The organism is Symbiopectobacterium purcellii, from assembly GCF_052050035.1.
Lineage (GTDB): Bacteria > Pseudomonadota > Gammaproteobacteria > Enterobacterales > Enterobacteriaceae > Symbiopectobacterium > Symbiopectobacterium purcellii_A.
The window spans coordinates 2727967-2746468 of record NZ_CP189882.1 but is presented as its reverse complement, the minus strand read 5'-3'; the positions used below and the strand labels follow the sequence as shown (position 1 = coordinate 2746468).

23 protein-coding genes and 2 pseudogenes are annotated in these 18502 nt (G+C 51.2%); 11 read left to right on the top strand and 14 right to left on the bottom strand.

The genetic code is table 11. From position 1 onward, the window contains the following. Positions 1-5: 5 nt before the first annotated feature. Positions 6-974 carry a cysteine synthase A gene (cysK, locus tag ACQGXV_RS19160; protein WP_440862773.1) on the top strand — a complete coding sequence of 323 codons (969 nt, stop codon included), beginning with the start codon at positions 6-8 and terminating at the stop codon, positions 972-974. 91 nt (positions 975-1065) lie between these two features. On the opposite strand, the gene ACQGXV_RS19155 is transcribed toward cysK, so the two are convergent. Continuing rightward, positions 1066-1599, bottom strand: a complete 534-nt coding sequence (locus ACQGXV_RS19155) for an IS630 family transposase (protein ID WP_440862665.1) — start codon at positions 1597-1599, stop codon at positions 1066-1068. Continuing rightward, entirely contained in the window at positions 1523-1888 is a 366-nt protein-coding gene (locus tag ACQGXV_RS19150; RefSeq protein WP_440862584.1) for an IS630 transposase-related protein, read from the bottom strand. Before ACQGXV_RS19150 ends, ACQGXV_RS19155 begins: the two co-directional genes overlap by 77 nt. 369 nt (positions 1889-2257) lie before the next feature. On the opposite strand from ACQGXV_RS19150, the gene ptsH reads away from it, so the two are divergent. Genes ptsH through crr form a run of 3 tightly spaced genes read left to right on the top strand, consistent with a single transcriptional unit; the run spans position 2258 to position 4841 of the window. Continuing rightward, positions 2258-2515, top strand: a complete 258-nt coding sequence (gene ptsH, locus ACQGXV_RS19145) for a phosphocarrier protein Hpr (protein WP_002913505.1) — start codon at positions 2258-2260, stop codon at positions 2513-2515. A gap of 47 nt (positions 2516-2562) precedes the next feature. Beyond that, on the top strand, positions 2563-4290 hold the full coding sequence (gene ptsI, locus ACQGXV_RS19140) for a phosphoenolpyruvate-protein phosphotransferase PtsI (protein WP_440862735.1): 1728 nt from the start codon (positions 2563-2565) through the stop codon (positions 4288-4290). A gap of 41 nt (positions 4291-4331) precedes the next feature. Next, positions 4332-4841 (top strand): PTS glucose transporter subunit IIA, encoded by a 510-nt coding sequence (crr, locus tag ACQGXV_RS19135; RefSeq protein ID WP_440862734.1) that lies wholly within the window; start codon positions 4332-4334, stop codon positions 4839-4841. A 77-nt stretch (positions 4842-4918) separates the two neighbouring features. Here crr and ACQGXV_RS19130 read toward each other — a convergent pair whose 3' ends face one another. The 3 genes and pseudogenes from ACQGXV_RS19130 to ACQGXV_RS19120 form a co-directional block, all read right to left on the bottom strand. Continuing rightward, a complete protein-coding gene (locus tag ACQGXV_RS19130) occupies positions 4919-5554 on the bottom strand; it encodes a hypothetical protein (RefSeq protein WP_440862733.1) in 636 nt (211 codons plus the stop codon). A 39-nt stretch (positions 5555-5593) separates the two neighbouring features. Next, on the bottom strand, positions 5594-5929 hold the full coding sequence (locus ACQGXV_RS19125; protein ID WP_440862732.1) for a hypothetical protein: 336 nt from the start codon (positions 5927-5929) through the stop codon (positions 5594-5596). Positions 5930-6098: 169 nt separating this feature from the next. Then, a pseudogene (locus tag ACQGXV_RS19120) lies at positions 6099-7016 on the bottom strand (ATP-binding protein); the annotation flags it as partial. Between the two features lie 37 nt (positions 7017-7053). Between ACQGXV_RS19120 and ACQGXV_RS19115 the strand changes: the two are divergent. After that, entirely contained in the window at positions 7054-7419 is a 366-nt protein-coding gene (locus ACQGXV_RS19115) for an IS630 transposase-related protein (RefSeq protein ID WP_440862584.1), read from the top strand. Next, positions 7343-7876 (top strand): IS630 family transposase, encoded by a 534-nt coding sequence (locus ACQGXV_RS19110; RefSeq protein ID WP_440862665.1) that lies wholly within the window; start codon positions 7343-7345, stop codon positions 7874-7876. Before ACQGXV_RS19115 ends, ACQGXV_RS19110 begins: the two co-directional genes overlap by 77 nt. Positions 7877-7895: 19 nt before the next feature. Here ACQGXV_RS19110 and ACQGXV_RS19105 read toward each other — a convergent pair whose 3' ends face one another. Then, positions 7896-8396 carry a hypothetical protein gene (locus ACQGXV_RS19105; RefSeq protein WP_440862731.1) on the bottom strand — a complete coding sequence of 167 codons (501 nt, stop codon included), beginning with the start codon at positions 8394-8396 and terminating at the stop codon, positions 7896-7898. Continuing rightward, positions 8396-9076: a response regulator transcription factor gene (locus ACQGXV_RS19100; RefSeq protein ID WP_440867512.1), complete on the bottom strand. Its 681-nt coding sequence runs from the start codon at positions 9074-9076 to the stop codon at positions 8396-8398. The genes ACQGXV_RS19105 and ACQGXV_RS19100 overlap by 1 nt, the downstream gene beginning before the upstream one ends. Positions 9077-9296: 220 nt before the next feature. Between ACQGXV_RS19100 and ACQGXV_RS19095 the strand changes: the two genes are divergently transcribed. Beyond that, the gene (locus ACQGXV_RS19095; RefSeq protein ID WP_440862730.1) at positions 9297-10499 is read left to right on the top strand and encodes an efflux RND transporter periplasmic adaptor subunit; all 1203 of its coding nucleotides are present in this window, start codon (positions 9297-9299) and stop codon (positions 10497-10499) included. A 13-nt stretch (positions 10500-10512) separates the two neighbouring features. Continuing rightward, positions 10513-12465, top strand: coding sequence for a MacB family efflux pump subunit (locus ACQGXV_RS19090; protein ID WP_440862729.1), 1953 nt, complete (start codon positions 10513-10515; stop codon positions 12463-12465). Positions 12466-12467: 2 nt separating this feature from the next. On the opposite strand, the gene cysM is transcribed toward ACQGXV_RS19090, so the two are convergent. Further along, positions 12468-13349, bottom strand: a complete 882-nt coding sequence (cysM, locus tag ACQGXV_RS19085; RefSeq protein ID WP_440862728.1) for a cysteine synthase CysM — start codon at positions 13347-13349, stop codon at positions 12468-12470. 32 nt (positions 13350-13381) lie between these two features. Beyond that, positions 13382-14281, bottom strand: a complete 900-nt coding sequence (locus tag ACQGXV_RS19080) for a Dyp-type peroxidase (protein WP_440862727.1) — start codon at positions 14279-14281, stop codon at positions 13382-13384. Positions 14282-14390: 109 nt separating this feature from the next. Here ACQGXV_RS19080 and ACQGXV_RS19075 point away from each other — a divergent pair, with 109 nt between their 5' ends. Together ACQGXV_RS19075 and ACQGXV_RS19070 are read left to right on the top strand one after the other, a co-directional pair. Continuing rightward, the gene (locus ACQGXV_RS19075) at positions 14391-14756 is read left to right on the top strand and encodes an IS630 transposase-related protein (protein ID WP_440862584.1); all 366 of its coding nucleotides are present in this window, start codon (positions 14391-14393) and stop codon (positions 14754-14756) included. Then, positions 14680-15213: an IS630 family transposase gene (locus ACQGXV_RS19070; protein WP_440862665.1), complete on the top strand. Its 534-nt coding sequence runs from the start codon at positions 14680-14682 to the stop codon at positions 15211-15213. The genes ACQGXV_RS19075 and ACQGXV_RS19070 overlap by 77 nt, the downstream gene beginning before the upstream one ends. A gap of 10 nt (positions 15214-15223) precedes the next feature. Here the strand turns inward: ACQGXV_RS19070 and ACQGXV_RS19065 are convergent. Continuing rightward, positions 15224-15356, bottom strand: a pseudogene (locus ACQGXV_RS19065) (transposase); the annotation flags it as partial. Positions 15357-15442: 86 nt separating this feature from the next. Here ACQGXV_RS19065 and ACQGXV_RS19060 point away from each other — a divergent pair. Further along, positions 15443-15574 (top strand): hypothetical protein, encoded by a 132-nt coding sequence (locus ACQGXV_RS19060; RefSeq protein ID WP_440862726.1) that lies wholly within the window; start codon positions 15443-15445, stop codon positions 15572-15574. A gap of 94 nt (positions 15575-15668) precedes the next feature. Here the strand turns inward: ACQGXV_RS19060 and ACQGXV_RS19055 are convergent, their stop codons facing one another. The 4 genes from ACQGXV_RS19055 to ACQGXV_RS19040 form a co-directional block, all read right to left on the bottom strand. Then, a complete protein-coding gene (locus ACQGXV_RS19055) occupies positions 15669-16073 on the bottom strand; it encodes a transposase (RefSeq protein ID WP_440867511.1) in 405 nt (134 codons plus the stop codon). A gap of 39 nt (positions 16074-16112) precedes the next feature. Then, positions 16113-17036, bottom strand: coding sequence for an IS5 family transposase (locus ACQGXV_RS19050; protein WP_440862725.1), 924 nt, complete (start codon positions 17034-17036; stop codon positions 16113-16115). 154 nt (positions 17037-17190) lie between these two features. Further along, positions 17191-17556, bottom strand: a complete 366-nt coding sequence (locus ACQGXV_RS19045; RefSeq protein WP_440862584.1) for an IS630 transposase-related protein — start codon at positions 17554-17556, stop codon at positions 17191-17193. A gap of 193 nt (positions 17557-17749) precedes the next feature. Further along, the gene (locus ACQGXV_RS19040; protein WP_440862724.1) at positions 17750-18352 is read right to left on the bottom strand and encodes an RpoE-regulated lipoprotein; all 603 of its coding nucleotides are present in this window, start codon (positions 18350-18352) and stop codon (positions 17750-17752) included. Positions 18353-18502 lie beyond the last annotated feature (150 nt).

Genomic DNA, 18502 nt, shown 5'->3' with positions numbered 1-18502 from the left:
TGGCCATGAGCAAAATCTATGAAGATAACTCCTACACCATCGGCCACTCGCCTCTGGTTCGTCTGAACCGTATCGGCAATGGACGTATTCTGGCAAAAGTGGAATCGCGCAACCCCAGCTTCAGCGTTAAATGCCGTATTGGCGCGAACCTGATTTGGGATGCAGAAAAACGCGGCGTATTAAAACCCGGCGTTGAACTGGTAGAACCGACAAGCGGTAACACCGGGATTGCTCTGGCCTATGTCGCTGCTGCCCGCGGGTACAAATTAACCCTGACCATGCCAGAAACCATGAGCATTGAGCGGCGCAAACTGTTGAAAGCGCTGGGTGCCAAACTGGTACTGACCGAAGGTGCGAAAGGCATGAAAGGGGCCATCGCCAAGGCAGAAGAGATTGTTGCCAGCGACCCGAACCGCTTCCTGCTGCTGCAACAGTTCAGCAACCCGGCTAACCCGGAAATTCACGAAAAAACCACCGGCCCGGAAATTTGGGAAGACACCGATGGTGAAGTGGACGTGTTCATCTCCGGTGTTGGCACTGGCGGTACCTTGACCGGCGTCAGCCGTTTTATCAAGAACACCAAAGGCAAAGCTATCACCACTGTCGCGGTGGAACCCGTTGATTCACCAGTGATCACCCAAGCGTTGGCAGGCGAAGAAATCAAGCCTGGCCCGCACAAGATCCAAGGGATCGGCGCCGGTTTCATTCCCGGTAACCTCGATCTGTCTCTGGTGGATCGCGTGGAGCGCATTTCTAACGAGGACGCGATTTCAACCGCGCGTCGCCTGATGGAAGAAGAAGGTATTCTGGCCGGGATCTCTTCCGGTGCTGCCGTGGCTGCCACGCTGAATTTACTGAAGGATCCTGCGTTTGAAGGCAAAACCATCGTGGTGATTCTGCCCTCCTCCGGCGAGCGCTATCTCAGTACGGCGCTGTTTGCCGATCTGTTCACAGAACAAGAATTGCAGCAGTAATTCTTCGTTACATTGACGGCATAAAAGCACCTTCACAGGTGCTTTTTTTGTGGTCGGGTTCAAAGTTTATAGCCAAGCGACTTAATTTTGATTACACCATATGGACTGAGAACAAACTCTCTGTATCGCAACCCATCTCTCTTTTTTTGCTTTTTGCTTGTGCCCATTTATGCTCAATTGGGTTAAGATCTGGCGAATATGTAGGCAAATACTCCACCATATACCCTGCATCGATGATGACTTGTTGAATATTATGTTTTTTGTGAAAAGTGGCATTGTCCATCATGATTACACTGTTTTTAGGGAGTACTGGGATAAGGACTTGTGTGACCCAGGCATAGAAAACATCGCTGTTAATATTGATATCAAATAATCCGATAGCAAACAGCGTTGTGCCTAATAAAGCGCCGATAACATTTGTTCTTCCCCTAGCTCCCCAGTTCTTCAGGCCAAAACACCGTTGACCTTTTGGGGAATAGCCGTGAGTCCGTGGGGCATCGTGTGAAAAACCACTTTCATCAATAAAAACAATAGGTTTACCTTCTTTTTCATACTGTTGTTTTTTTTGTTGAAATCCCTGCCGGGCGTTTTCGTCGGCTTTCGGATGACGTAGAGTTTTTTTTATAGGTCAATCCCAGCTTTTTAAGCGCTTGCCAAATGGCCTTCTGACAAACGCCAAAACGCTCTGCACGTTCTTTTTGGTAAGCATCTGGATATTGTTCAACATCTTTTATCAACTCGGATTTATCGATCTTTCGCTGACGCGTGGTCGATGCTTTTGACTCTATTTGATTAATCCAACGCGATACAGAGGCAGGGCCAATCCGAAATTGCTTCGCTGTTTCTCGGATACTCAACCCTTCGTTTTTCCGTGTAGATATCACTTTACGTCTAAAATCAATTGAATAGCTCATTTAAATAATGTAATCAAAATTAAGTCGTTTAGCTATATACCCATCAATGATTGCTTTTTTGGTCCAGGTTTAGTATTTAACCGAACAATTATTTTGATACGCGAAATTAATAACCGTAACATCGTACCCCGTTCCCGCTGATGGCAATGTCCCCACTTTTTTACCACAGAGGCAACAACGTCATCAGACACTGGGCTGGAATACAGTGCTATTTGGCGTATATATTCAAGGAAGGCGTTTCGTCGTACCTTGCCGCATCAAAGGCGACCCAGTAACATAAATGGGGCTGACCTAACAGACTAAAGTTCGGTAAATACACTAAACTTTAGTTCCACAACACGAATCCAAACCATACTTGGGGAAAACAGAATGTTCCAGCAAGAAGTTACTATTACCGCTCCGAATGGCCTGCACACCCGTCCTGCGGCTCAGTTTGTTAAAGAAGCCAAAGGCTTTACCAGCGAAATTACCGTCACCTCTAACGGAAAAAGTGCCAGCGCAAAAAGTTTGTTCAAACTTCAGACCCTTGGCCTGACGCAAGGCACTGTTGTTACCCTTTCCGCAGAAGGTGAAGACGAGCAAAAAGCCGTTGAACATCTGGTTAAGCTGATGGCCGAACTTGAGTAATCGGCAGGCTTTTCGTGTGAACATCAGTTTTGAGTGAAGGTAGGGTTATGATTTCAGGCATATTAGTATCACCCGGTTTTGCTTTCGGTAACGCGCTGTTATTGAAGGAAGACGAAATCGTCATCAGCCGGAAGAAAATTACTGCTGAAGACGTTGAACAAGAAATCGAACGTTTTCTGAGCGGTCGGACCAAGGCTTCTGCACAGTTGGAAGCCATCAAGACCAAAGCCGGTGCAACCCTGGGCGCTGAGAAAGAGGCCATCTTCGAAGGGCATATCATGCTGCTTGAAGATGAAGAGTTCGAGCAGGAAATCATAGCCCTGATCAAAAAGGACCATCACTCTGCCGATGCGGCAGCCTACTCTGTTATCGAGAATCAGGCGAAAGCGTTGGAAGAACTGGACGATGAATACCTGAAAGAACGCGCAGCTGACATGCGCGATATCGGTAAACGCCTGCTGAGAAATATTCTCGGTATGCCGATTATCGATCTCGGCGATATTCAGGAAGAGTCTATCCTGATCGCAACCGATTTGACGCCATCAGAAACCGCACAGTTGAACCTGGATAAGGTACTGGGTTTTATTACCGATCTCGGCGGTCGGACATCCCACACCTCCATCATGGCGCGTTCTCTGGAGTTGCCCGCGATTGTAGGCACCACGGATGCGACCCAACAGGTGAAAAACGGCGATTATCTGATTCTGGATGGCGTGAACAACAATATTTATCAGAACCCAACGCCGGACGTGATCGAACAGCTGAAAGCGCTGGAAGCACAGTACTACGCTGAAAAAGATGCATTGGCAAAACTGAAGGATTTGCCTGCCATCACGCTCGACGGGCATCAGGTAGAAGTGTGCGCCAACATCGGTACCGTGCGTGATGTTGCCGGTGCTGAGCGCAACGGCGCAGAAGGTGTTGGCCTGTACCGCACCGAATTCCTGTTTATGGACAGAGATGCATTCCCGACAGAAGAAGAACAGTTCCAAGCCTACAAAGCCGTGGCGGAAGCCGTAGGGGCGCAGGCGGTTATCGTGCGCACCATGGATATCGGCGGTGACAAAGATCTGCCTTACATGAACCTGCCGAAGGAAGAGAACCCGTTCCTGGGCTGGCGAGCAATTCGTATCTGTCTCGATCGTAAAGAAATTCTTCACGCACAGCTGCGTGCCATTTTGCGCGCGTCGGTGTTTGGCAAGCTGCGTATCATGTTCCCGATGATCATTTCCGTAGAGGAAGTGCGTGCGCTGAAAGCCGAACTGGAACTGCTGAAGTCGCAGTTGAGAGCAGAAGGTAAGGCCTTCGATGAGAGCATCGAGGTGGGCGTTATGGTTGAAACACCTGCTGCGGCCGCCATTGCCAACCATCTGGCAAAAGAAGTGGACTTTTTTAGTATTGGGACAAATGATTTAACCCAGTATACTCTGGCAGTCGATCGCGGTAATGAGCTTATCTCTCATCTCTATAACCCGATGTCGCCAGCGGTATTGCGTTTGATCAAGCAGGTCATTGACGCATCTCATGCCGAAGGCAAATGGACGGGGATGTGCGGCGAGCTCGCTGGTGACGAACGTGCTACACTGCTATTATTGGGTATGGGTCTGGATGAATTCAGCATGAGTGCAATCTCAATTCCTGGCATCAAGAAGATCATTCGCAATGCAAATTACGACGATGCCAAAGCGTTGGCAGAACAAGCGCTCTCCCAGCCCACAGCGCAAGAACTGAGCGATGTAGTGAGCCGATTCATCAAAGAAAAAACGCTCTGCTGATTCTGCTATGCTGACCCAATATTAATGATTAGGAGAAGATCATGGGTTTGTTCGATAAACTGAAATCTCTGGTATCTGATGACAAAAAAGATACTGGCAGCATTGAAATCATTGCACCGCTGTCTGGTGAAATAGTCAATATCGAAGACGTTCCTGACGTTGTTTTTGCTGAAAAGATTGTCGGGGACGGTATTGCCATTAAACCGACAGGCAACAAAATGGTGGCGCCCGTTGATGGCACCATCGGCAAGATTTTTGAAACTAACCATGCATTCTCTATCGAATCCCACAGCGGAATTGAACTGTTCGTTCACTTCGGCATCGATACCGTTGAGCTAAAAGGTGAAGGCTTTAAACGCATTGCGGAAGAAGGCCAACACGTGAAGAAAGGCGATCTGGTTATTGAATTCGATCTGGCGCTGTTGGAAGAAAAGGCCAAATCAACGTTGACGCCAGTGGTTATCTCCAATATGGACGAAATCAAAGAGCTGACCAAGTTGAGCGGCACCGTTGTTGTTGGTGAAACACCGGTTATCCGTATCAAGAAGTAAAGCTGTTCTGAATCCAGCACCGCATACCTGCCCCACGGTCAGCCTCTGACTGTGGGGTTTTTATTTATCGCCCCGGCTTAGCGTAAACGCGGGCGCTTTATCGCACCGGCAGAGGCCATTTCAAGCGCGCTCAGCACTTGAACCGCACCACCGCTCAATGAAATCCCCAGCGATAGCGCCACCAGTGCGCTGCACTCCCCGTTCCTCACCCGTTCTGCCCCGGAAGTCTCAACAGCAACCATCTCCAGATCATGCATCGCACTGTGGGATTGATGAATGCCGTGCTCCGACGCCACCACTTGACAGCGTTCACCCTGCCGGACTCGCGCCCCGGCAACCGTCTTCACGGCAATGTATTCCAGCTCACACATCGCCATAAATAAAGGGCTGATGCCGTGCTCTCTGGCAACCAACTGGCAAGATTCACCGTTGCGCACTCGTTCTCCGGCACAGGAGTTTACGGCGATCATCTCCAGCATATCCATCGCTTCATACAGCAAACAGATGCCATGCTCCTCGGCGACCTGCAAGCATGGTTCTCCGTTGCGCACGCGTTCTCCCGGTCCCTTCACCGCACACGTTTGCAATGCGTTAAAGGCGATGCTGTCCTGCTCGATGCCGTGAGCCTCAGCCACCGCAAAACAACATTGTCCGGCGAACACCGGCGCACCGGCCGGGCCGTCAACGGCCAACATGTTCAGTTGGCGCATCAAAGAACTCCCCCTTGAAATACGGTGCGCCAGCGCCACCGTTTAGCACGAGTGCCCCGCCAATACGCGCTCTACAGCAACAGCCTCGGCTAACCAGGTATGTTCACTAATAGGCAGTGATTTCCAGCGTTGGTAAAACGTCTCACGCAAAGCCTGTTGCACAACACGGGGAAGTTCACGGTTATCACCAATGAAGCGCGCCACCCGTAGAATATTGGCAGGCAGGGAAAATGCGCCCACGTCGGTGATACGGCGCGCGCAGGCATTCGCAGCCAGTGCAGACAAGGCAGGAGCCGTATGGGGCGCAGAACCCACCGGCGTTTCTGCGGTATCGTTCGTGACGACGATAACCGACTGCAAGAGTCGTAACGGCTGCATGCGCGGTATATCGTCCAAAAAGCGGCTAGAGGTAGCGCAATGAGAAACGCTATTGATAGGGCAGAGAGAGTCCGAAGGCATCTTGGGCATCCTGAAAGAGGGTTTCGTATCCATACTCAAGCCAGTTTCGGACAAAAATGCGCGGTTACCGTTTTAAAAAACGCGCTAATCAATGACTCAGTGATGCCATCTCTTTCCAGCGAGGAATAAAGATACGCACGGTCAACCCCCCCTGCGGCCGGTTATCTGCCTCAATATGACCTCCGTGCGCCATCACCACTTTGCGGGCAATCGCCAGCCCTAAGCCATAGCCTTTGCCGGACTGCGGCGATTCGATGCGAATAAAGGGATCGAAAATGCTGGAAAGCTTATTTTTTTCCACACCAGGCCCCTGATCGGTGACACACAGCAGCCACTCGCGCTCCGTGCCACGCAGCGCTACCAGCACCGTCTGATCGCGGGTTGAAAAGCGCAGCGCATTGCGCACGATATTATCCAACGCACGCCGCATAAGCTCCGCATTGCCTTTTACCGTGTGATCCTGCTCGGTGTCCGCCTCCAGCAGAATGGTGACGCCCGGCACTTGCGCCTCATAGCGCGCATCGTTTACCACCGCATCGACCAATCCGTACAAATCGAAGTAAGACTCATCGACTACCTGATGCTCGGCGCGTGATAGCGTCAGCAATTCGCCGATCATTTTGTCCATGCGCGCCGCTTCGCCTTCGATGCGCTGCAACGAGGTGTCGATATTAGCGCGGTTTTTGTGCGCCAACCCAATAGCCAGTTGTAAACGCGCCAGAGGGGAACGTAGCTCATGAGACACATCATGCAGAAGTTGTTCGCGGGAGCTCACCAACACCTCCAACCGCTCGACCATGGCATCAAAATCCCGCGCTACGTCGCTCAACTCATCGTGCCGCCGTTTCATGTCCGGCAGCAGACGAATGGATAAATCGCCCTGTGACACGCGATCAAAACTGGCACGCAAGCGATTAAGCGGCCGGGTCAGGTTCCAGGCTAATACCCCACTGAACAGCAGTCCGCCTAATCCCGCAATCCACACCAACGGTTCGGGAATATTGAGTATAGCTAAACGACTTAATTTTGATTACATTATTTAAATGAGCTATTCAATTGATTTTAGACGTAAAGTGATATCTACACGGAAAAACGAAGGGTTGAGTATCCGAGAAACAGCGAAGCAATTTCGGATTGGCCCTGCCTCTGTATCGCGTTGGATTAATCAAATAGAGTCAAAAGCATCGACCACGCGTCAGCGAAAGATCGATAAATCCGAGTTGATAAAAGATGTTGAACAATATCCAGATGCTTACCAAAAAGAACGTGCAGAGCGTTTTGGCGTTTGTCAGAAGGCCATTTGGCAAGCGCTTAAAAAGCTGGGATTGACCTATAAAAAAAACTCTACGTCATCCGAAAGCCGACGAAAACGCCCGGCAGGGATTTCAACAAAAAAAACAACAGTATGAAAAAGAAGGTAAACCTATTGTTTTTATTGATGAAAGTGGTTTTTCACACGATGCCCCACGGACTCACGGCTATTCCCCAAAAGGTCAACGGTGTTTTGGCCTGAAGAACTGGGGAGCTAGGGGAAGAACAAATGTTATCGGCGCTTTATTAGGCACAACGCTGTTTGCTATCGGATTATTTGATATCAATATTAACAGCGATGTTTTCTATGCCTGGGTCACACAAGTCCTTATCCCAGTACTCCCTAAAAACAGTGTAATCATGATGGACAATGCCACTTTTCACAAAAAACATAATATTCAACAAGTCATCATCGATGCAGGGTATATGGTGGAGTATTTGCCTACATATTCGCCAGATCTTAACCCAATTGAGCATAAATGGGCACAAGCGAAAAGCAAAAAAAGAGAGATGGGTTGCGATACAGAGAGTTTGTTCTCAGTCCATATGGTGTAATCAAAATTAAGTCGCTTGGCTATATCAACATCGGACGCGGTGCGTAGGTTTCATCGCGCAAGCGCAGAACGTCAAAAGAGACCCAATAGCGCTCGCCATTGGGCCCATCGACCGCATTGACCAGCGGCATGTGCCGATCGCCCCGGTGATTATCCTCATCCGCTGGCGGCCTGGGGCCACCGGGAGGCGGCATATCGCTGGCTGGCGGTTCACGCCACGGTGCAGGCGGTGGAGCCCATTTATCGGCATCGATGGCCGTGGTGGATACGCGCAGAAAACCACGCTCCTGTGGCGGCCACTGAGCTTCCAGTGCGTCCAACGCGGGCTGCCCACCCTGTTGCAATGCAGATTGCGCCATCGACAATTGTAACGACATCAAGCGCTGGATCATCGCCTCTTCCGGCGGGGCGCGGTGCCGGCCGTCATACAGCGTGAACCCCAACCACAGCAGTTGCGATATCAATAAAAACGTCAGCCAGAAGCCAAACAGAATTTTCCAGAACAAGCGTCCCTGCATCATTAACGAATCCGATATCCTACGCTGCGCACGGTCTCAATGGTCATGGTGCTGCCCGGCAGTTCGGCCAGCTTCTGCCGAATGTTGCTGATATGCACATCCACACTGCGATCGTAGGCTTCGCGCTGCCGCCCCAGGCATTTTTCCGACAGCTCATCTTTGGAGACCACACGCTCGCAAGCGCGCACCAGCAGTTCCAGCAAATTGAACTCTGAAGCCGTCAAATCAAAGGGGCGACCTTTCCATTCACTGGTGCGCGTGGCGGGGTTCAATACCAGTTCGCCGAGCGCCGCTGCCCCTTGGCTTTCCTGCTTTTCCGGGCGTTCGTCATAACGGCGCAACACCGCGCGCAAGCGAGCCACCAGTTCACGCGGGAAACAGGGCTTCGGCATATAATCATCGGCCCCCATTTCCAGACCAATCACCCGGTCGATATTGTCACCTTTGGCAGTCAACATGATAATCGGCAACCGGCTCGCCTTGCGCACCTGACGTAACACATCAATGCCGCTCATGTCTGGCAACATCACGTCCAGAATCATTGCGGTATAATTTACTGACAGCGCGCTTTCCACGCCCTCTTTCCCTGTCAACACGCGCGATGCGGCAAATCCCTCAGCGCTGAGATACTCACAGAGCAGGTTTCCCAACTCCACATCATCATCAACCAGCAACAGCTTCATACCTTGCTCCCCTTGGCGGTTCTGGCGGCTATTTTCTCGTTTAATCCGTATTTTCGCAGCCATCTTTACTGAATTCTTACCTTCCATAGCACTAAATAGGCGAGATCGGGTCATAGATTCAGGGTAAAGTAACGGCGTGGTTCTTCGCGGTTAGCATCGCCCAGTCAAACGTCGATACTCTGTTAAGACGTCAACACCCGATAAGGATATTCAACTGCTCATGCCTGCTCGTTTTTTGTCATTACGTACATCGCTACTGGTACTGGTTGCCATCGTTGCCCTTTATTTTGGCTATAAACACTTTTTCGCCGCCCTACCACCGGTGAACTACATTACCGCGCCCGTGGAAACCCGAGATATTGAACAAACCGTCCTGGCGGATGGCACCATTGAAGCGCTCAAACAGGTCAGCGTTGGTGCGCAGGTATCAGGGCAAATCAAAGCGTTGCATGTTGCACTGGGCGATAAGGTCAGCAAGGGGCAACTGCTGGCAGAAATCGATGATTTAACGCAGCAAAATACGCTGAAAGACAGCGATGCCGCGCTGAAAAACATTCAGGCGCAGCGTGCTGCCAAACAAGCCACGCTGCGCAACAATCAGCTTAGTTGGCAGCGTCAGCAAATGCTAATGCGACGCGGCGTGGGTGCTCAGGCAGATTATGACAGCGCCAAAGCTACGCTGGATGCCACCACGGCAGACATTGCCGCCCTCGACGCACAAATCGCCCAGGCGGAGATCGCCACCAGCACCGCCAAGGTCAATCTCGGCTATACACAAATTACCGCCCCAATGGATGGCACCATCGTCGCCATTCCAGTGGAAGCCGGACAGACCGTCAACGCGTCACAAACCACCCCCACCATTGCCAAAGTGGCGAACCTGAACACCATGACGGTGAAAGCACAGATTTCCGAAGCCGATGTGGTCAACGTGAATGTCGGCATGCCGGTCTGGTTCACCATTTTGGGTCAACCCAACAAGCGCTATCAGGCCACGCTACGCGCTATCGAACCGGCACCGGACTCCATCAATGACGAGACCACTACGTCATCGAGCAATACCAGCAGCAGTAGCAGTTCTTCAACGTCTAAGGCGATTTATTACAACGGCCTGTTTGATGTCGATAATCCGGATGGCACGCTGCGTATATCGATGACGGCGCAAGTGTATATTCTGCGCGCGTCGGTAAAAAACGCGCTGGTGGTGCCAGCCACGGCCGTACAGCAATTGAATGGCAAAACCGTAGTGCAAGTGGTTAATGCGCAAGGGCAACGTGAATCCCGCGATGTGACCGTTGGCATTAACGACAACGTGCATACCCAACTCCTCACCGGCGTCAGCGCGGGTGAACAGGTGATCATCAGTCAGCAACCGGGTTCGTCATCATCAACGGCACGCCACCCCGGCCCACCGCCGATGTAATGGGAGCTAACGTATGACTCAACCTTTATTAACGCTAACGGAAATTTCACGCCGTTTTACCAACGGTGACCAAACGGTCAACGTGCTGAAAGCGATAAACCTGACGATTCATGCCGGCGAAATGGTCGCTATCGTTGGGGCTTCCGGCTCTGGCAAGTCGACATTGATGAATATTCTCGGCTGTCTGGATAAAGCCTCCGAAGGGGAATACCGGGTTAACGGCCAAGCGGTAGCGACGCTCGATAACGACAGTCTGGCCGCGCTGCGTCGGGAGTATTTCGGGTTCATCTTTCAACGCTATCACCTGTTGGGCGATCTTTCAGCACAGGGCAATGTCGAAGTCCCTGCTATCTACGCCGGGCGCGACCGCTCCTCGCGCCAGCAGCGCGCAGCGGCACTGCTACACCGCCTTGGATTGGGTGAACGCCTGAACTATCGCCCCAGTCAACTTTCTGGTGGGCAGCAACAGCGCGTCAGTATCGCCCGCGCGCTGATGAATGGCGGCCAGGTGATCCTCGCGGATGAGCCAACAGGCGCGCTAGACACGCACAGTGGTAACGAAGTGCTGGCCATTTTGAAAGATCTGAATGCGCAGGGGCACACTATCATTATCGTGACCCACGATATGCAGATCGCACAACATGCCGGGCGGATCATTGAATTGCGCGATGGCGAAGTGATCGCGGATTCAGCCAGTACTACGCCGCCTGCCGAGACTGCGCCGCAAGAAAGCGTAAATGCCAAGCCCGCCTCACGGCTGCTGCAAGCGCGCGATCGTTTTATCGATGCCTTCAAAATGGCGCTGCTGGCGATGAACGCTCAACGCATGCGCACCTTTCTGACCATGCTTGGCATCATTATCGGTATTGCCTCGGTGGTCTCGGTGGTTGCACTGGGCAAAGGCTCACAGCAGCAAGTACTGGCCGACATCAGTGCCATGGGCACCAGTACGCTGGAGATCTATCCCGGCGAGGATTTCGGTGACCGGCGTTCGAGCGCCATTCAAACGCTGCGCGCGACCGATATCGAACCGCTGGCGCAGCAACCCTACGTTCACAGCGTGACCCCGTCCGTCGCCACCAGCGTCACGCTGCGCTATGGCAATGTTGCGGTCACCGCCAATGCCACCGGTGTAGGAGAACAGTTTTTCACCGTGCGCGGCTACAGTGTGGCACAAGGGATGATTTTCCCACGCGCCAGCGTGGATAATCTGGCACAGGAAGCGGTTATCGACCAAAACACATTACAAAAACTGTTTCCCAATGGGGAAAACCCTATCGGCGAGGTGATCCTGCTGGGCTCACTCCCCGTGCGGATTATTGGCGTGGTGGAAAAAAACAGCAGCGGTTTTGGTAGCGATGAAAACCTTAACGTCTGGGTACCCTACACCACGGCGATGAAACGCATGATCGGGCAGTCCTACCTGAGAAGCATCACCGTCAGGGTCAAAGACAACGTGGATTTGAGCGTGGCAGAACAGGGCATTACCCAGATTTTGACCCAGCGCCACGGCAGCAAGGATTTCTTTGTTTTCAACACCGACAGTATCCGCCAAACCATCGAGAAAGCAACCACCACGCTGGCGCTGCTGGTCTCCGCTATTGCGTTTATTTCGCTGCTGGTTGGCGGTATCGGCGTGATGAACATCATGCTGGTGTCGGTTACCGAGCGCACGCGTGAAATCGGCGTGCGCATGGCGGTTGGCGCGCGCGCCAGCGATATCATGCAACAGTTTTTGATTGAAGCGGTGCTGGTGTGTTTGCTGGGCGGCGTATTGGGAGTTTCGCTGTCGCTGCTGGCAGGTGCGGTATTTAGCCATTTCTTCAGCAGTTTTTCGTTAATCTACTCGCCAGCCTCTATTGTTGCCGCGTTCCTGTGCGCCAGCCTGATTGGGGTGATTTTTGGCTTCTTCCCCGCCTGGCGTGCCGCCTACATGGAGCCAATACATGCGCTGGAACGGGAATAGTATTAACCAAATACGCCGGTGGACAGGTAGCGATCGCCGCGATCGCAGACAATCGCGACGATCGTGCTGCCGGGGGTTTCCTGAGCCACGCGCAGGGCCCCCGCCACCGCACCGCCAGAACTGACGCCGCAAAAAATACCTTCTTCCTGCGCCAAGCGCCGCAACGTGGTTTCCGCCTCTTGTTGGGTAATGTCCATGACACGGTCAACATACTGGGGCTGGAAAATCCCCGGCTCATACCCCAGCGCCCAGCGGCGGATACCGGGAATATGGCTCCCCGATGCGGGTTGTAAACCGATAGTGCAGAGGGATGCACGCTGTTGCTTAAGGAAGCGACTGACGCCGGAAAGCGTGCCGGTAGTGCCCATCGCGGACACAAAATGGGTGAGTGCACCTTGCGTTTGCTGCCAGATTTCCGGCCCCGTGGTCATAAAATGCGCCAACGCGTTATCCGGATTGTTGAACTGATCGAGCACCTTGCCTTCTCCGGACTCTGCCATCTGGCGCGCCAGATCGCGCGCACCTTCCATGCCACACTCAGGGCTGACCAGCACCAACTCCGAACCGTAGGCGCGCATCGCCAGTTGCCGCTCACGGCTCATGTTCTCCGGCATCAACAGCCGCAGGCGATACCCTTTTACCGCAGCAATCATCGCCAACGCAATACCGGTATTGCCGCTGGTGGCCTCAATCAGCCGATCGCCGGGAATGATTTCGCCGCGCCGTTCGGCCTGTTCCACCATAAAACGGACCGGGCGATCTTTTACCGAGCCAGCCGGATTATTCCCTTCCAGCTTAAGCCAGACCTCACTGCCAGTATCCTGCGTCAGCCTTTGCAGCTTGATGAGCGGCGTATTACCAATTGTGTTATCCAGGGTACTCAACGCGTCTCCCCTACCTACTCAACATGAAAATGTTACAAGGCGAGCAGTTTTTCCTGCGAGGGAGCCAAGAAATAGCTGCCGCTAACGGCGCGCGTGAATCGCAGCATCTCGTCACGTTTGCCGTCACGATCGCCAAACATGCTCAGTAATTGCTGTTCAATATTATGCAAGCGCGCGCAATAGGCAATAAAGTAAAGACCATGTTTGCCGCTGGCCGTGCCATAAGGCATGCTCTGGCGCAAAATCTTCAGCCCTTTGCCCTCTTCCTTAAGATCAACCCGGCTCAGGTGCGAGATGATCGGGCGCTGTTCTGCCGGGATCTCTTCGTTGTCCTGCTTGGTGCGGCCAATCATCTGCTCTTGTTGCTCCACGCTAAAGCGCTGCAACTGCTTGAGATTATGCTCCCAGCGTTGCACAAACACATAGCTGCCGCCTGCGTCCGGCCGATCGTCAGCGATAATCGCCACCTCACGCCGCGCATAGCCCTGTGGGTTCTCTGTTCCGTCGACAAACCCACTCAGGTCACGATCTTCTACCCAGCGAAAACCGTGCGTCTCTTCTTCAACGCGGATCGCGGAACCAAATGCCGTCAGTGCCGCCTGCGCCAGGCTGAAATTGACATCGTGGCGCAAAGATTGAATATGCAGCAGCAAATCGCGCTGCGTCGCCGGTGCCAATCCCTTACCCAGCGGTGCAAAGGGCTTCAGTTCAGCAGCCCCTTGTTCGCAATCAAGATCGCGCCACACATCATGACCAAACGCCAGCGTCGCCCCCAGCTCCGCATCGGGAAAGCGCGCCTGCAACTCCTGCAACGACTGACAAAACTTTTTGCATCCTTGGCGAATAGCGTCGAATTCGCCCTGAATCATGGCTTCAATAAAAATTGCAAAACGACGGTGCTCAAGTAAAATTCCGCTCTGTATCTGCGTCATTTCAAGCTTCCTCATGTTTTAATTATCTGCTTTTATCGTTTTTTGGCACTATGCGGCCTAAGACGCCCATCATATAGCTAAACGACTTAATTTTGATTACATTATTTAAATGAGCTATTCAATTGATTTTAGACGTAAAGTGATATCTACACGGAAAAACGAAGGGTTGAGTATCCGAGAAACAGCGAAGCAATTTCGGATTGGCCCTGCCTCTGTATCGCGTTGGATTAATCAAATAGAGTCAAAAGCATCGACCACGCGTCAGCGAAAGATCGATAAATCCGAGTTGATAAAAGATGTTGAACAATATCCAGATGCTTACCAAAAAGAACGTGCAGAGCGTTTTGGCGTTTGTCAGAAGGCCATTTGGCAAGCGCTTAAAAAGCTGGGATTGACCTATAAAAAAAACTCTACGTCATCCGAAAGCCGACGAAAACGCCCGGCAGGGATTTCAACAAAAAAAACAACAGTATGAAAAAGAAGGCAAACCTATTGTTTTTATTGATGAAAGTGGTTTTTCACACGATGCCCCACGGACTCACGGCTATTCCCCAAAAGGTCAACGGTGTTTTGGCCTGAAGAACTGGGGAGCTAGGGGAAGAACAAATGTTATCGGCGCTTTATTAGGCACAACGCTGTTTGCTATCGGATTATTTGATATCAATATTAACAGCGATGTTTTCTATGCCTGGGTCACACAAGTCCTTATCCCAGTACTCCCTAAAAACAGTGTAATCATGATGGACAATGCCACTTTTCACAAAAAACATAATATTCAACAAGTCATCATCGATGCAGGGTATATGGTGGAGTATTTGCCTACATATTCGCCAGATCTTAACCCAATTGAGCATAAATGGGCACAAGCAAAAAGCAAAAAAAGAGAGATGGGTTGCGATACAGAGAGTTTGTTCTCAGTCCATATGGTGTAATCAAAATTAAGTCGCTTGGCTATATTATGCAAGGCTAGATAGAATAATTTTAGCACCGAGTCATCCGTTGGAAATATTCGTCGCGTTTTCGTTATCTTGCGCAATGAAGCATTTAACGACTCTATCGCGTTGGTGGTGTAGATATAGCCAACCGACTTAAAAATGATTACATCCTATGCCCTGATATGCGGCAAAGAAGCATAGCTGGCTGTTATCAAAATAATGTCGCTTGGCTATACTGGTTGTCGTGATGCTGCTGATGCAGAACGAAGCAGCCTGGCGGCTGCAAATCGAAGTGTGGCAGAATAGCGATATTCTGAAACCCGCCAGCCGAAGGTTATCCCGTGTCACATTCCCCTGAGCATCAGCGCGTTCATACAAAAATGGTTAAGCAGATTTTCAAAACGGTGGCCCGACAGGGCAACCTCCCTTATAGCCAAGCGACTTAATTTTGATTACACCATATGGACTGAGAACAAACTCTCTGTATCGCAACCCATCTCTCTTTTTTTGCTTTTTGCTTGTGCCCATTTATGCTCAATTGGGTTAAGATCTGGCGAATATGTAGGCAAATACTCCACCATATACCCTGCATCGATGATGACTTGTTGAATATTATGTTTTTTGTGAAAAGTGGCATTGTCCATCATGATTACACTGTTTTTAGGGAGTACTGGGATAAGGACTTGTGTGACCCAGGCATAGAAAACATCGCTGTTAATATTGATATCAAATAATCCGATAGCAAACAGCGTTGTGCCTAATAAAGCGCCGATAACATTTGTTCTTCCCCTAGCTCCCCAGTTCTTCAGGCCAAAACACCGTTGACCTTTTGGGGAATAGGGCTTTGTTGAATAAATCAGAATTAGCCGACAGGATGACTCCCTCTGCTACACCTGTTATCCTATCCTGACGCTGTGTGGCATACCCAACAACGTCATACGGTTCAGCGCTTTGACCATCGCTATGGCTTCACCTACTTGAGCCTCATAGTCACGCAGGCTCAGATGGCCACCCAGCAAAGTTTTTATGCGGAACATCGCTGTTTCTGCCACTGAACGCCGGTGATAACCCACTTTCTTTTTCCACATATCATTACTCCCGCTCAGACGCTGATTCGCCACCGCATGGTTACGTTCATGGTACTTGTCCGGCCAGTATTTGGCTCCGCTTCGCGGCGGGATAAGGGGCCTGATTTTCTTTCTTAGCAACGCATCGTGGCAGTAACGGGCGTCATAAGCACCGTCTGCTGACACTTCCCTGATTTTTCGGTGGGTTTGGTTAATCAGGCACGGCAGTGCCTGCGCATCTGTCGTTCCGCTGAGCGATAAGTCGGCACAGATAATCTCATGCGTCGCACTGTCTGCTGCCAGATGAAGCTTGCGCCACACTCTTCGTCTGTCAGCCCCATGCTGCCTGACTTTCCATTCACCTTCGCCAAAGACCTTCAGACCGGTACTGTCGATGACCAGATGCGAGATTTCACCACGCGTTGGCGTTTTTATGCTGATACTGACGGTTTTTGCCCGCCGACTGACCAGAGAGTAGTCCGGGCAGCGCAGTGGCAGGCTCATCAGTGTAAAAACCGAGTCGACAAAGCCCTGTAATGCCCGGAGCGACAGGTTAAACACGCGCTTTATCATCAAAACCGTGGTAACAGCCATATCGGTGTAGTAAAGCGGCCGACCACGACCTTCAGGCGAAGAACTGTCAGTCCATGCAGCGATGGCCGACTCATCAAGCCAGACCGTCAGGGAGCCGCGTTGTCTGAGTGCTTTGTTGTAGGTGGGCCAGTTGGTGATTTTAAACTTTTGCTTTGCCATGGGGAGCTGCTATCGGGAGCGATGATAGTGCTTTGATCCGGCGATCCCCTGAAAGTTCGATTTATTCAACAAAGCCGGGGAATAGCCGTGAGTCCGTGGGGCATCGTGTGAAAAACCACTTTCATCAATAAAAACAATAGGTTTACCTTCTTTTTCATACTGTTGTTTTTTTTGTTGAAATCCCTGCCGGGCGTTTTCGTCGGCTTTCGGATGACGTAGAGTTTTTTTTATAGGTCAATCCCAGCTTTTTAAGCGCTTGCCAAATGGCCTTCTGACAAACGCCAAAACGCTCTGCACGTTCTTTTTGGTAAGCATCTGGATATTGTTCAACATCTTTTATCAACTCGGATTTATCGATCTTTCGCTGACGCGTGGTCGATGCTTTTGACTCTATTTGATTAATCCAACGCGATACAGAGGCAGGGCCAATCCGAAATTGCTTCGCTGTTTCTCGGATACTCAACCCTTCGTTTTTCCGTGTAGATATCACTTTACGTCTAAAATCAATTGAATAGCTCATTTAAATAATGTAATCAAAATTAAGTCGTTTAGCTATATACCCGTCATACTTCAGGTTGCAGGTGCGTTGGCTTCGTTCACTCACCCCAGCCACTTAACTGAGTAAGCGCCTGGAGATTCGTTCGCTTGCCGCCTTCCTGCAACGCGAATTATTTAGGGTATAGATGTGGTTTAAAAAAGCTCGAAACGCTGAATCAGTCACGCGCCTGCGCGTGCCAGATGATTTTGCTGACATGCCATGATTGCAGAATATCATCAGAGGGCATTAAGCCTTCCGGACCGTTCCAGTCGCCAGAGTAAAGATAATTGACGTGCTTGCTCTGCGATTCAATGCACTCGACGCTACGGGCATCATCCCCTTGAGCCAATTGGCAGACCTCAAAGGCTTTGCTGTAATGGGCGCTGAATGCATCCCCGATTTTCACGCCCCATACGCTGGTAATTTTCGCATCCATCACCTCGACGCGATTGACCTGCGCTTTAGGCTTACCACTGATTAACAGTTTGATCTCTTTACCATCCAGCGCCTGATAGAACGCCGTGATTTGGCCATTAGTGGTGCCCATGCCGCTGCGCAAACGATAATTACCGTTCAACGCCTGGTTTATCGGCTCTTGTGCCAGCGGCGTGCCGCCGTTAAGTCCGCCGACGCCGGCATCCGACACCTCAATTTTGCTACCAAACCAGTTGAACGGCGACAGGCTGGACCAGGAAAAATTGGAGAGCGCACTACATCCCGTCAACAACGTGGCGGCCAGCACACAGGTAATAACCAACTGAACGGAGCGAAACCTCATAACATAATTCCTTTAACAGTGAGCGGCACCTACGCCACCCCACGATCGTCTGCGTGAGGGTTTGAGTCTCTGGCCTCGGAAAAGTGCCTTAAAAAACGGTCAAGTGGGCAAGATTATCGTTGATTATCACGGTAAGGGGAAGTGAGGCGC